Source organism: Methylobacterium sp. SyP6R (genome assembly GCF_019216885.1).
GTDB lineage: Bacteria > Pseudomonadota > Alphaproteobacteria > Rhizobiales > Beijerinckiaceae > Methylobacterium.
This window is the reverse complement of record NZ_JAAQRC020000003.1, coordinates 219,907-233,670: the sequence shown is the minus strand read 5'-3', so window position 1 is coordinate 233,670 and position 13,764 is coordinate 219,907. Positions and strand designations below refer to the sequence as shown.

At 58.3% G+C, this 13,764-nt stretch carries 10 protein-coding genes; 2 read left to right on the top strand and 8 right to left on the bottom strand.

Annotation, left to right across the window (positions count from 1 at the left end):
- The 8 genes from HBB12_RS33745 to HBB12_RS33710 all read right to left on the bottom strand — a co-directional run bounded on the left by HBB12_RS33745 (position 1) and on the right by HBB12_RS33710 (position 11,783).
- Positions 1-1,521, bottom strand: a complete 1,521-nt coding sequence (locus HBB12_RS33745) for a DUF6212 domain-containing protein (protein ID WP_236993617.1) — start codon at positions 1,519-1,521, stop codon at positions 1-3.
- Between the two features lie 90 nt (positions 1,522-1,611).
- The gene (locus tag HBB12_RS33740) at positions 1,612-2,934 is read right to left on the bottom strand and encodes an HlyD family type I secretion periplasmic adaptor subunit (RefSeq protein ID WP_236993616.1); all 1,323 of its coding nucleotides are present in this window, start codon (positions 2,932-2,934) and stop codon (positions 1,612-1,614) included.
- A 41-nt stretch (positions 2,935-2,975) separates the two neighbouring features.
- A complete protein-coding gene (locus HBB12_RS33735; RefSeq protein ID WP_236993615.1) occupies positions 2,976-4,634 on the bottom strand; it encodes a type I secretion system permease/ATPase in 1,659 nt (552 codons plus the stop codon).
- 95 nt (positions 4,635-4,729) lie between these two features.
- The gene (locus tag HBB12_RS33730; RefSeq protein ID WP_236993614.1) at positions 4,730-6,481 is read right to left on the bottom strand and encodes a type I secretion system permease/ATPase; all 1,752 of its coding nucleotides are present in this window, start codon (positions 6,479-6,481) and stop codon (positions 4,730-4,732) included.
- Between the two features lie 268 nt (positions 6,482-6,749).
- A complete protein-coding gene (locus HBB12_RS33725) occupies positions 6,750-7,940 on the bottom strand; it encodes a glycosyltransferase (RefSeq protein ID WP_236993613.1) in 1,191 nt (396 codons plus the stop codon).
- Positions 7,941-7,953: 13 nt separating this feature from the next.
- The gene (locus HBB12_RS33720) at positions 7,954-8,553 is read right to left on the bottom strand and encodes a class I SAM-dependent methyltransferase (RefSeq protein ID WP_272913338.1); all 600 of its coding nucleotides are present in this window, start codon (positions 8,551-8,553) and stop codon (positions 7,954-7,956) included.
- Positions 8,554-8,793: 240 nt separating this feature from the next.
- Positions 8,794-10,704 (bottom strand): DUF4214 domain-containing protein, encoded by a 1,911-nt coding sequence (locus HBB12_RS33715; protein WP_236993611.1) that lies wholly within the window; start codon positions 10,702-10,704, stop codon positions 8,794-8,796.
- Positions 10,705-10,838: 134 nt separating this feature from the next.
- Positions 10,839-11,783: a hypothetical protein gene (locus HBB12_RS33710; protein WP_236993610.1), complete on the bottom strand. Its 945-nt coding sequence runs from the start codon at positions 11,781-11,783 to the stop codon at positions 10,839-10,841.
- Positions 11,784-12,050: 267 nt separating this feature from the next.
- On the opposite strand from HBB12_RS33710, the gene HBB12_RS33705 reads away from it, so the two are divergent.
- On the top strand, positions 12,051-12,794 hold the full coding sequence (locus HBB12_RS33705) for a SapC family protein (RefSeq protein WP_236993609.1): 744 nt from the start codon (positions 12,051-12,053) through the stop codon (positions 12,792-12,794).
- A complete protein-coding gene (locus tag HBB12_RS33700; protein ID WP_236993608.1) occupies positions 12,791-13,576 on the top strand; it encodes a SapC family protein in 786 nt (261 codons plus the stop codon). Before HBB12_RS33705 ends, HBB12_RS33700 begins: the two co-directional genes overlap by 4 nt.
- The last annotated feature ends 188 nt before the right edge of the window (positions 13,577-13,764 follow it).

The following is a 13,764-nucleotide window of genomic DNA, read 5'->3' as shown; positions in this document are numbered from 1 at the left end:
TTATTCAACCTCGATGTCAATAAAGCGAGCCCACGCAAAATCGTTGTTGCGACCGGAACTCATTTTTGTAATGAGAGCTAGTGAAAGATTGGCTCGAAACTTATCTTTCGTTTCTTCTGGAACGATGACCGACAGCGGGACTTTACCCATAGACGCCGACACCCTCGTCCATCCTGACCAGCTCAAAGTGCCAGCAATTGGGCTGCGCATATCCCCAGCTTTCAAGCGAGCCAGCTCAGGGTCAAATATCGCAATACAAAATTCAATATCATTGGATTTTTCATTGGCAATCATTGACTTCGCAATAACCAAATTTGCCGAAGAAGGAATTATGCCATTGATTACTGCAAGTGTATATCCGTTATTTGGCGGGTGGACGCAAATAGCGTCCGTATAATGATCATAAATTACGGGGCTGAATCCGGACGCCCAGGAGTCGTCCGTGCCAGACTTCACTTTTTCAAGAGCCGGAGCGGATAAACGGTGTCTAGTTGAGATGCGGTTGTTAGGCTCTGTAGAACGAACATAGGTTGGGCGAATCATGTTCGCTGTGACCGGCACGGCTGTACCGGGTGGGGCCTCCCACGTTCGTAACGCTAAACACCTGTTAGATATCGACTCATTCGTACGAGCTTCATGTACAACATACTGATTATTGGCAGATACTGGACCAAGCCCAATCCATGCCGTATTTAATTCGCCTTCTCGAAGATCGACCTGCAGCACAACACTCTTGTTTGGAGAATCAATTGCTCTATTGAGACTCAAAATTATCCACCCGCCACTCTCTAAGATATCTTCAGAAGCAATGATCCAGCGAAACTCGGGATGCGGATTATCTCCGACTCTAAGACTGACAGATATTTTTGTACCTTGAGTTGGATCGATAAACCCAAGCCGAAGCGATACTGCAGCGAGCCCCGACGAATAAGTAGGAAGTGTTTGCGATATAACAGATCTGCCAAGATCTAAGCGAGGGAAGTCATCATTTTGCTCCTGCTCAGGTAATAATGATATACGCTCCCGTATCAACTTGACATCCGCACTTTGAATGAATGAGTCTAGTGCCGAAAATCGTCTATGGATCTTTTCGTATTCTAATCTTAATGTATTTTGCGACAGCATTAAATCTCTATTAAATGCCGTTAATACCAGAGTAAATCTAACAAGTTGGGTATTAACTTGGCTAAGTAGCTGATGGGGATCGAGACTGTCGATTTTGACAAGTTCGGCAAGTCTAAAATTAATCGGTCCAGATTGAAGTTGAAGTATTGAATTTGCAACATTGTAATTTTCGTCATTTCTATAGAATACACCGACGAACAGTGGCATGCCAACTTCCGCAATTTTTGTTAAAGGCGTCAGTATAATGTCACCATCGCTGTTAACTGACACAGAATGAATAGCGATACTTTCAAAATCAATGTGTGCCCATTCTTGTTCTTCGCTAACAGGTATAGCGATTGATAAGACCTGATTAATTTTTTGATGTGTGTCAGAGGTTTTATTGCGATTTTTCATCTCTATGCTACCTGAAGCTTTTATGATAGAGGCAGATATATTCCATTTGTCATGCGTATTACAACTTCGCTCTCCTTATTTTGCCAAATTTTAACGTTCACGCAAACCGTGTGCTAGTCTATCGAAAAGTGGTCCTAAGAAATAATCAATTGGTGTTTGCTCCCCGGTCGTAACTATTACCTCTGCTGGTATGCCAGGTTTTAGTTTATCTTTGATTTCCAGCGGTACTGAGGCTGCGTCAACAGTAATTTGTCCCTGATAGTAAAAATTACGCGGATCTTGGGGGTCCGTGACGCGATCATACGAAACCGATTTAAGATGTCCAAACATGAAAGGCACCCGACGTGAATGATATGTAGGGAATCGCACCTGAGCGGTAAGACCTTCACTAATCGAATCAATATCTCCTGGCGATATCTGTATAGAAATTGTTAATTGATCTCCCGTGGGCGATATCTCAAGTATTGGGTCACCAGGTCTAATTACTGCGCCGATCGTAAAAATTTTTGATGCTTGTACAATTCCGGTCCTCGGAGCTTTCAGTTCCGTTCGTTGTAAAATATCATTCGCAACTCTTTCTTTCTCCGCTAGCTCGGAAAGCGTTTTCCGTACATCCACAATATCGGATGATACCTGCTGAAGAAATTGCTTCTGAATCTGCACTATTGTCAGATTTGTTTCTTGTATTGACTGCGCAACTTTTTTCTTATCTGATACAGCTCTCTCCGAGACTCCTTGTAACCGAATCCTCTCGCGTTCGAGGCTCGCAACGCGCGAAATGGGCACTAGTTGCTTAGCGAGGAGTTGCCGCAGTCCGCCAAGCTCTTGATCTATGGTCAGCAATTGCTGACTTGCGCGTTCAGCGTCATTTGCGAGCGCACTTAATTCCTGCTCCGATTGTAAGATTTTTGAGTTCAATACATCAACTTGCGACTTAATGTACGTTGCGCGCTGTAACATATTGCTTACTTGGTCATCATAGACACGCCTTATTTGGTACTCACTTAATCGACCGGCTATATCATTTGGCAAAACTATTTTCGATGACTTATGCAGCTCCGCAAGAAGTCTAGCTTCCTGTATTCTGAAGACATTTATTTGGTTTTTTATAGTATCGAGATTTGATTTTGCTTGTGTATCGTCCATCTTTAAAATTATATCACCTTCTTGCACTCGATCCCCGTCTTTGACTAAAATTTCACGCACTATTCCTCCCTCGAGGTGTTGAATAGTCTTTCTATTCGTCTCCGCGACGACAACGCCGTTGGCGATAGCCGCACTTTCTAACCTAGCAAAAGTGGCCCATCCGGCGCCGCCGCCAAAAGTCGTCAGAATAATAAGATATGCAAGTGAAACTGGCTTGTGCCAGCTAGTTTGTATCGTAGGTGCATGCATTTGCGATGTAAGCTGCATTTGATGCCTCAGATCAAAGATGTGTTGGAAGCAGTGAAAACTTATGAGGCGCTCGGGTTGTTGTTACTCCATACTGATTCACGTGGCGTGAGCACCTCGTCACGTGTACCGAACCGCGACACCGTGCCATCCTTTAGCACCAGGATGTAATCCGCCAGCGTCAGCACGTTCGCCTTATGGGTGATCAACACGCAGGTCGTCCCACGACCCTTCAGCACCTCCAGCGCCTGCGCCAGAGCTGCCTCCCCTAGAGCGTCCAAGTTCGAATTTGGCTCGTCTAAAACCACCAGAGCGGGGTCTCCGTAGATTGCACGCGCCAAGCCGATACGCTGCCGCTGACCGCCCGACAGGGCGCTCCCCCCCTCCCCCACATCCGTGCCATAGCCCTGGGGCAATTGCTGGATCACCTCATGCACCCCCGCCAGTTGCGCCGCTGCCAGAACCGCCGCGTCGTCCACGCGCCCGAACCGCGCTATGTTCTGCGCGATCGTTCCCGACAAGAGTTCTACGCTCTGCGGCAGGTAACCTAGGTGTTGCCCTAATGCGTCCGCCTCCCAGTGCTGTAGCTCCGATCCATCCAACCGCACCGTACCCAGAGATGGCGCCCAGATACCAATCAGGCAGCGCACCAGCGTCGACTTGCCGGCTCCGCTCGGCCCTACCACAGCTGTCACCGTGCCGGCTGGCAGGGAAAAACTCACTTGGCTCAGGATGAAGTGCGACGTGCCAGGCGCAGTTACCGCCAACGAACTGACGTCAAGGCGGCCCTCAGGACGCGGCAACGACATCCGTGATCCAGCACCATCAGCAGCACGGAACAAAATCTGCAACCGCCCATAAGCTTGGCGCGCTCGCATGAATGAGGGCAGCTCACCAATAAATTGCGAGATCGGTTGCAGAAGTTTGTTAGCAATTAACATTACGCCGACAACATTGCCTGGAGATATTTCGTTATTAATTGCTAAATATGCACCCACTCCCATACATAGTCCTGCAAGTACAGAAGTCAAAAAATTAGTTATAGATTTAATTATAGCAAGATGGTCTTCGAGCAAAATATTAGAATGGGAGTCTCTTTCGTGAGACTCAACCCATCGTGCGCGGAATGCTGCTCGCATTCCCAGCGCCTGTACAGCCTCGATATTTTTGTATGTATCGGCTAGGATTAAAGTTTTGGCAGCCGCACGCATAGGAACTAGCAAGCGCCGGGAGCGAAGCAGAGTCTGATAGATTCCTAAGAAAGCCACGATCGCGACGGCACTGGCCGCGAACAAACCAAGCACATTGTGAATCGCGAAACAGACTGCGAGGTATATAGGAATCGGCAACGCATCATATAACGCTGACACGCCGGTTCCACCGATGAAGCCGCGCAGCGTATCAAGGTCGTCGAGCCCGTCCCGGGCGTTTGGCTTGGGGACACCTATCGCAGCTCGAACTCGAACGCTAAAGAGAGCTGGACGTAACTCTGCATCTATATTCAGCCCCACTCGTTCAAGGATTGCATCGCGCAGCTTAGAAAGGACACCAGCAACAACGAGCTGAGCAACTAGGATAATAAATAAAATGATCAGCGTCACTATCTGTTTATGAATCATCACTCGGTCATATACTTGCTCAACAAATATACTGCCGGTCAGCACTGAAACGCTGAGAAATAGGCTGATCAGCGCCGCGTGAAGCAGCGCGGGCCGCTGCACGGCCAGTGTTCGGCTTAACGCAGTCTGGTTATGTTGCACCGGAGCTGGCCCGACGTCACTCGGGGCAGGGACTGTAAAGTCAGAAGACATTGGCATCATCCGGCGGCAGCATGGCGGGTCGGAAGCGAGGTGGAGCCGGCCGAGCGTAGAGCAGCCTTCTGCGGCGTGAGCACCTCGTCACGTGTACCGAACCGCGACACCGTGCCATCCTTTAGCACCAGGATGTAATCCGCCAGCGTCAGCACGTTCGCCTTATGGGTGATCAACACGCAGGTCGTCCCACGACCCTTCAGCACCTCCAGCGCCTGCGCCAGAGCTGCCTCCCCTAGAGCGTCCAAGTTCGAATTTGGCTCGTCTAAAACCACCAGAGCGGGGTCTCCGTAGATTGCACGCGCCAAGCCGATACGCTGCCGCTGACCGCCCGACAGGGCGCTCCCCCCCTCCCCCACATCCGTGCCATAGCCCTGGGGCAATTGCTGGATCACCTCATGCACCCCCGCCAGTTGCGCCGCTGCCAGAACCGCCGCGTCGTCCACGCGCCCGAACCGCGCTATGTTCTGCGCGATCGTTCCCGACAAGAGTTCTACGCTCTGCGGCAGGTAACCTAGGTGTTGCCCTAATGCGTCCGCCTCCCAGTGCTGTAGCTCCGATCCATCCAACCGCACCGTACCCAGAGATGGCGCCCAGATACCAATCAGGCAGCGCACCAGCGTCGACTTGCCGGCTCCGCTCGGCCCTACCACAGCTGTCACCGTGCCGGCTGGCAGGGAAAAACTCACTTGGCTCAGGATGAAGTGCGACGTGCCAGGCGCAGTTACCGCCAACGAACTGACGTCAAGGCGGCCCTCAGGACGCGGCAACGACATCCGTGATCCAGCACCATCAGCAGCACGGAACAAAATCTGCAACCGCCCATAAGCTTGGCGCGCCTGGAGGAATACGAGCCACTGGCTGGAAGCCGCCTGGACGACGCCGATACACGCTCCGCTGATGAACATGACGGCGAACATTGCACCGGGCGAGACCTGCCCCTGGATGGAAAGGTACGCCGAAAGCGCCACCAAGCCGAACGATGTGAACTGCTGCCAGAACTTCAGAACCGTCGCGATCGTTTTGGAGACGTGGGTTGCTGCAATCTGCCATGCGAGGCTCTTGTTGTAGGCTGCGAGCCACTGGTCCCGGAAGCCGAGGACCATCGACATGACGTGCAGGATTTCCGCTTCTCGTACCGCGCTGTCCAAGAGCCACTGGGCTTGAGTTGCGTTTTGTGAGGCCCGGTCGAGATTTGCGCGATTGAAAATTTCGTTGAGGACAGCCAGTATCAGCACAACGACGATTGCAACCGTCATGGCGGTACCGAGCCAAACATGCAGGGAGAAGGCAACTATCAGATAGATGGGAATCCAAGGCAAGTCGAAAAGCGGCACTATCGCTTGGCTCGCGATAAACTGTCGAATAGTTTCCAGATCACGGAAAGCATGCATTGTATCTAACCGACGCGTCTCCAGCGTCTCGGCATAGACCAGGTCGTAAAGATCGCGAACAACCTCGCGGTCGAGAGCGCCGCCGATGCGGCGCAGCGCCGAGGCACGGCAAGCACCTAGAATGGCCGTTGCAGCCGTGGCAAGCAGAAACAGGATAGTCAGAGATATCAACGTGCTAATGCTACGCGTCGACAGTACGCGATCGAATACCTGCATAGTGTAGATGACGGTGGAGAAGCTCAGGAGATTAAGGAGGAGACTAAACAGACATAAATGGATGAGTGCAGGCCGCACGGCCTGGACCCCTCGGTCGAGCGGCGTGTCCCTCTTGTGCGGCCCGGGCCGCTTCGCTTTACCCCGCATCGAACTCATTCTCCTCACCGGCCTCCTGCACAACGTGAGCGCAAGCGGTTGTCGCTGAAAGGTCCGTCGCGCCGGACCGCGACAGCGAGCGCCGCCGCGGTGCAAATCGCGGACCGTATGGCAGTCTGTTTCTAACTTGTCGTGCCGATACGAGCATTCCGGCTCCACTTCCCGATCATACAGAGATTTGTGACACGACCAAGGAGCCGGTGCCTCGACTAGAGCTAATGCGACCATCGCGCAGCCGGTCCTCCGGCGCACGACAGCATCAGAGCGAGAGGATCAGCTGCCGCCATGCCTCCTGTCCGTCCTCTCTGCTGAGCCGACGCTCGACCACGATCTGCGGCCCGCGCGCGGCAAGTTCATCGCGGCGGCGGCCATCGACCAACAGGCGGCAGACCGTCTCGGCCAGAGCAGCCGGGTCGAAGAAGTCGACGATCTCGGCTTCGTCCCCGGTCCGGATCAGCTCGCGGGTGGGCGTGGTGTCCGACATCACCATCGGACAGCCCAGCGCCATGGCCTCGAGGGCCGACCAAGAAAGGACGAACGGGTAGGTCAGGTATGTATGGACGCTGGTCCGGCGCAGCATCTCGACGTAGCGCGGACGGTCGAGCAATCCGAGGAAATGGACGCGCCGCGGATCGAGCTCGCCACCGACCTCGCCCAGGAGGAACTCCTTCCAGGTCCGGCCGTCGCCAGGTGGGGCGCCGTAGCCGCCCTGATCGGAACCGATGATGCGGATATCTGCAGCCGGATTCTGCTGCAGGATCCGCGGAACGGCGCGCATGAAGGTGTGGAAGCCGCGATGGGGTTCGAGATGGCGCGCCGCGAACGTGACCACGTTATCCTCGCGCCGCGGAACAGGCCTGCCAAAGCCGGGCGGTTCCGGTGGCAGGATCCCCTCGTGGACGATCCGGATGCGCGAGTGCAGGAAAGCCGGGAAGGTGTAGCGTTGCCAGATGGTGGGGGCGACGCCGACCTCCGCATCTTCCAGGCTTGCGAGGGTGACGGCATTGCGGGCCCGCATCCGGTGCAGGATCTCGGGCGAGGCGGGAGGGAACTCCGGGTCGAAGTTCACCTCGCCCCCCTCGCGAAGGTAGTAGTACTCGCAGTAGCAGATCAGCTTCGCCCGCGGAAACAGGTCCTTCATGTAGAGGGCCTCGCCCCAACCGGGATGAGCGACGATGACGTCCGGCTCGAACCCGTCGTACCGCAGAGCCCGCGCCGCCGCGGCCGCTCCGGCGGCCATCGCGGCCCGGGTCGTCAGGTCGTCGAGCACCGCATCGCCGGTGTGCTCGATCAGGGCGGGGGTATACTGACGGTACCGCAGGCCCGGGCGACGATAGGGATTCATCCCGATCCCGGCGAGCTCGACGTCCTCTCGCGCCTCAAGCGCCTCAAGTGCGGCGACGAGCTGAGAGGGGAATGTCTGGTGAATGAGGAGAACGCGCAACGCCATGGTTTCCGCATCCTCAGGATTGGCGGATGAGGTCGGCGAAGGGTTCGTCCGGAATCGTCTCCGACATCAGTGCGACCGCCCACAGGTCGTAACGTCGCCCGCGCCGGACGAGAACCTTCGGGAACCCTGCCTCGAGCAGCAGACGACCCAGCCGCTCGGCGGTGAACGCGGTGCGATGCGCCATCAGCTCGAAGCCCGACCGAATCGAGGCACGGTGGCCGAAGATCATGTCGAGCGCAGAGACCGGACCGGCCGGTGACTGATAGGCGGCCTCCTCCAGATGCCCATCCACGACGAGTTGCGCCACCGCCGCAAGATCCGGCGTCGTGACCAGAGCGTACCCGTCGCGGCTCAGCACGCGGCGAAACTCGCTGAAGGCGGCGGGGACCTCGTGATCGTACAGGTGCTCGATGTTGTGAGACGACCAGACGGCGCCGATCGTCCCGTCGCCAAAGGCGGAGAGGTCGGTCATCGAACCGACGAGATCCGGCTTGACCCGTGGATCGAGATCCATCCGGATCTCACGCCATCCGCTTGTGCGGAATACCGGATGGAGCTTCTCCCGCGCATACGCGCCGCAGCCGACATGGAGGACAGTTTGGGCCGCTCGCATCGCGTTCGGGTCTCGCTGCGCACTCAAAGAAACGTCCCTTCCAGGCAGATCGCCCCGACCGGTGCGGCGGGATGAGATCCTTTAGCCTAGCTGGCTCCACCCCACGCAAGTCTCTTGCCCAGCAAGATGTCCCAAATCAGGCCGACTTCGCCCCGATCATCACACCGTGACGACGAGTGGCCGTAGACGAAGGAAGGCCGGGCGCGAGGCCCGGCCTTCTCTCTCCAATGGTGAAAGGGCTCAGTAGGTGTGGGTGTGGTCGATGATCTTGATCGTATCCGCCGAGTGGCTGGCGCCCTCGACCGACTTGGCGATGTTGACGACCACATCCTCCCGCGACATCCCGTGCGAGAGCGCGTTCGTCCAGTTCTCGAGACCACCCTGATCCGGGGACCGGCCGAACATGTTCTGGTACATGAGCGAGACGAAAGCGGTGTCCGAGATATTGGCCGACTGGGCCTGGAACTCGGGGCTCGTGAGGAAGCTGTGCGCGATGTCCGTCAGGCTCATGCCGTTGTCGTGGGCAGCCCACCAGTTGTGCAGGCCGTCGGCATCGGCATCGCGGTTGAGCACCGCGTCGTACATGCGCGCGATCACGGCTTGATCCGCGTTGGCGGCGTTGATCATCACGCCACCATCGCCGAACTTGATGTACTCGGCATGGTTGATGGTCGTCGTCGAGTTGGTCGCGGCGTTGAACACCGTGACCTTGTCGAGGTCGATCTGCGTGGTGAAGCTGGACTTGCTTCCGGCGAAGTTGACGACGTCGAAGCCCGCGCCACCCGATACCGTCTGCGAACCGTCCGGAATGACATTGAAGGTGTGGGGCGTGTAGTCCTGGCCTGCCCCCGAGACGGTGGAGAGCAGCACGCTGCCGGCATTCGTCGCCGCCCCTTCGACCGAGGCGGTGAAGCTGAGGAGGACGTCAGCGCGCGACAGCGCGCCGTTGTTGAGCGCGTTCGTCCAGTTCAACAGACCCGCCTGATCGGGATCGCGCTCCAGCAGGTTGTGATACAGGTTGGTGACGAACGTCGCGTTGTCGATGTTGGGCCCGAAGCCCTTCAGCTGCGCCTCGGTGGAATTGAGGAACGACGTCCCCACCTGCTGCAGAGACAACTGACCGCTGTTATACGCATCCCACCAGTTGTAGATGCCGGCAGAATCGGCCGTGCGGTCGAGCACCGCCTCGTACATGCGGGCGATGATCGCTTCGTCGGCGGTTGAGGCCTTGACGAAAGTCGACCCGTTGCTGAACTGGACGACGTTGACGTTGGCGAGCGTCGAGACGTGACCCTGGCCGTCATCGAGCACGATGCGGTTGTTGCCGTCGACACTGAGAGTGTAGCCGTCATGCGAGTTCGACGGGACGAACCCGGATTGGCCGCTCTGGGTTGTCGGGGCAGAAGTCTGCACGACGTTGTTGCCGGAGCCGAGGTCGGCATTGACCGATCCCTTGCCGACGACGAGCGTGTCGGCGCCCCCCCCGGTCGAGACGGTGGCGTTGCTGGCCTGACCGGTATTGATGGTCGCCGCTCCGCTGCCGACGGCGTTGACGCTCATCGTCCCGGTGCCACCGGTGACCACGGTCGTGCCGGTGCTGTTGGTCAGGATCTGAGCGGCACCCGTCCCGAGCGCGACCTCGGTGTTGCCGGGACCGGTGGCCGCGAGCTGAACCTCGCCCGTGCCCGCCGTGACCTTCGTCGTGCCGGAGGTCTCCGCGAGAATCTTCGCGGTGCCTGATCCGAGCACTACGTTCGCATCACCGGTCGTCGCCGTCAGCGCGAGGTTGCCGGCGCCGCCGATGACGGTGGTCCCACCCGTGCTCGCCGCATTGATGGTCGCTTCGCCCGAGCCGAGCGCGACCGTGGTCTTGCCGGCGCCACCGAGTGCGACGTTCATCGCCGTATTGTCGGTGATGACGATCGCCCGGGGCTGATCGCTGGTCGACGAGCCGGTCACCGTACCGCCGCCGGAATACGACACGATCTGCGATTGCGAGGTGTTCGCGATGTTGGTCGTCCCGCTCGAGACGACGCTGGCCACCGGCGCGGTCGACACCTCGTTTCCGGTCAGGACCTCGCGCTGCACCGATGTGTTGGTGTCCTGCCCGAGAGGAATCGTCGAGATCACGTCATTGAGCGAAGCCTGCAACGCGCTGGCCGCAGCCGCGTTTCCAGACGCACTCGGAGCTTCTGTCGTAAATGTCGATAGTACCTGGGTTGCAGGCGCAAGATATGTATCAGCCACAGTGCCGCCCCTTTGATGTGCTTAAATTTTGCTAATGATTACATCGCCGCCGCGACGCGCGGCGCACGGAAAATCCGGGCGGGCCTGCGTTGACCGAGCGGAGCGGCCATGGGCGAAACGGTCGTCGCGACCCGCGGCGCCTCGACAGGCGCCGGCTTGCGCGCCGTGACCTCGGTGAGCTGTAAGCGCAGGGCGACCAAGTGCTCGCGCCCCGTCGGTCCGCGCAGGTCGACCGGCGCCAAGGTCGGGCCGAAATGCGTCCCGTCGCTGAAACGCGCCTCGACGACGAGGGAGTACTTCTCGGCATCGGCTCCGATCAGGCTGAAGGTGACGCCGTTGATTGCCCGCGCCTTCATGCGGGTGCCGACATATTCACCGACGATGACATCCGGCATCCGGCCGAGGCCGAGCAGAGCGCAGCCATAGGCGATGTCGACATTCGCCGGGCGCTTCGGCCACTGGAGCGAGAAGCCTTCGATGCGAGCGGTGCCGTTCGGGTCGCCGAGCCACTCGCCGCCGCCGACGAACAGGTCGCCACGCCGCTCGACATGGCCTGCGAGCCGCAGGGAAACGGCCCGCCCGCCGGCATCCTCGTCGTTCTGCGCCGCAACATCCGGCGCGACCGCGAGGGCCGGCCGTCGCATCGGAGCAGCAAGCGCAGGCACCTCGCGATCCAAACGATCCAGCTCGAGTGTCACAGCATCAGGCTGATCACACCCTTCTCCTAGGATTGTGATCAGGACGAGCGCTTCGCTCTCCGCCGTCATGACGCACAGATCACCGGGCTGACGCAGTACACCAGTCGCCGCATTCGGGCTGAAGAGCATCTTCACGACTTGCGCATTGTCCGGATCCACCGAGACGATGACCCGCGGCGCCGCGTAGGACACCGCCGTTGCGGCGTACCGCAGCGCGAACATGCCGCGCGCAACACTCATCGTTCGCACGGAGACCTGCCCGCGCGCAGAGACGGCGCTCTTCACTGGATCACCCCTTGGCTGCCCGCTAGGTTACCGGGCTGTTAACTTTCAAGATCTAATCCATCGGATGTGGTCGCCCGTCAAGTGTCGTCCGGTGACGAATCGAAGGTTTTTGCCGTGGTGCCCGTCGCACACTACCGAGGATGGTTAAATTTGGCGGTTTCCGGGCAGTTTCCCACCAGGAGAGGCGACGGCGCCACACTTGCTGTGCTAAGAACAGCGGATCACAATCACTCGTTTCCTGCGTCTGCCTCCCCCTGGTGAATTGCGATGTCCGGCACAGTTCGCGCCCTCCAGCACAAAGATCCTGCACGACTTCATCCCTTGACTGAGTACAATCAGATCGGCGAAAAGCTTCTCGTGCCAATCGTTGCTATTGAGACGCGGGCTCTCTCCCATCATTACCCTCTGGTTTGGCGCCGCGCCGCTCAAGGCTACGAGTTGACCGCGTTGATCAGTCTTTCTGCACCGCACAAAACCAGCCTGGATGAGGAAATCGCCCGCGGCGTTCCCTTACCTTTGTTAATTGAAGCTTACCCGCTGTCCGTCGCGCCCGGTCGTTTTCAGGATTCGCGTGGCGTCGTGTTGATCGAGGACTGCGTCGAATCGTTCTCCACAGCCGGAACGCCGGTCTTCATGGACAATGGAGCACCATCCTCGGAGGCAGCTCGTCGACTGCGCGCGCTCGAAGTCGTCACCAGTGACTATGCCCGCACGGCCGCCTATTCTCGAGCGCTCGCCGATCACGGACTGCTCATCGACTGGCCACTCCGCCTACAGATCGGAGATGAAGGCATTGAGATAGAAGGTCTGTGCGTGCTCATCCATCCACTCGGCCGCGGCGAAGCCATGAAGACTCTGGTGGCGGAGCACGGCTTCCCGTTTGCCGAGCTGGTGACGCTGCACGACCTCTCCCTGTTCAACATGCAGCGGCTCGTCGACCGGCATCGTCGCGCGCGCTCGGCGCACGCCGATGCTGGCGCAAGGCCGACGCCCGAGGAGCTCGGCGCATGAATCTGCCGTTCGTCCCCTTCCGGCCCGATCGCCTGCAGAACCTGCGCTGGAGCTTTCCGTCGCAATATGGATTTGCCCGGGACCTGCTCTTCGTCCCGCTGATCCCGACCGAACTGCTCCGCGTCGCCCGCGAATATCCGATCGGGCTACATCGAACGGCTGAAGGCTGCGAGGTCGTCGCCTATCTCGGAGACGCCGAAGCACACACGAATCGGTTCGTCGACGCGCAAGGGGCCTGGAGGGGCGGCTACGTGCCGTTCTGGCTGCGCGTGCGGCCCTTCACGCGCGAACAAGGCGACACAGGCATCCTGTTGGATCCAGGCCTCGTCGGCGTCGCTGGTACCTACGCATTCACGGAGGACGGGCGCACGCTCAGCGCCGAGGCGGAGGATGTGGCCCGCCAGCTCAACCGTGTCCAGCGTGGCACCGCCGCGCTCTCGGCCGCGGCAGCGCTTCTGCTTGAGAGGGAGATTGCTCAGATCTCATCGGGCGCTCCGCGCGCCGGCCTTGCCTTCGTGCCGGCCTCACGGCCGGCCGAGGTGCTGTCGACCGACATCGCGACGTGGTACGCTCGCGATCCCCGGGCCGTAGAACTCGCGGTTGCAGCGTCCTTCTCGACCACCTTCCTTCCGGTCGCCGCCGAAACACCCGTGACCCTCGATACGGCGCATGCGCCGGCGGTGATAGTCCCCCACCAAACGGGTGTAGCGCCGCTCTACGTCCCGACCGCCGTCCCAGCCGATCTCGACTGGCTCGACACCGGCGAGAAAATCGCATTCTGAGGTACGCGCCATCATCCCAGTTGGAGCGGCTTCAGTCCAGACATCGTGAACGGGCTTCTCAGTGATCCGCAAAGCGGCATTTTGCGTGCAACGCGAATTGCCGCCTCGAGTCCGAGAATGCACTTTACTTTTATGGAATTATTTGCATACTATCTATCAGGCGATTATGATACATCGATTGGCTCACT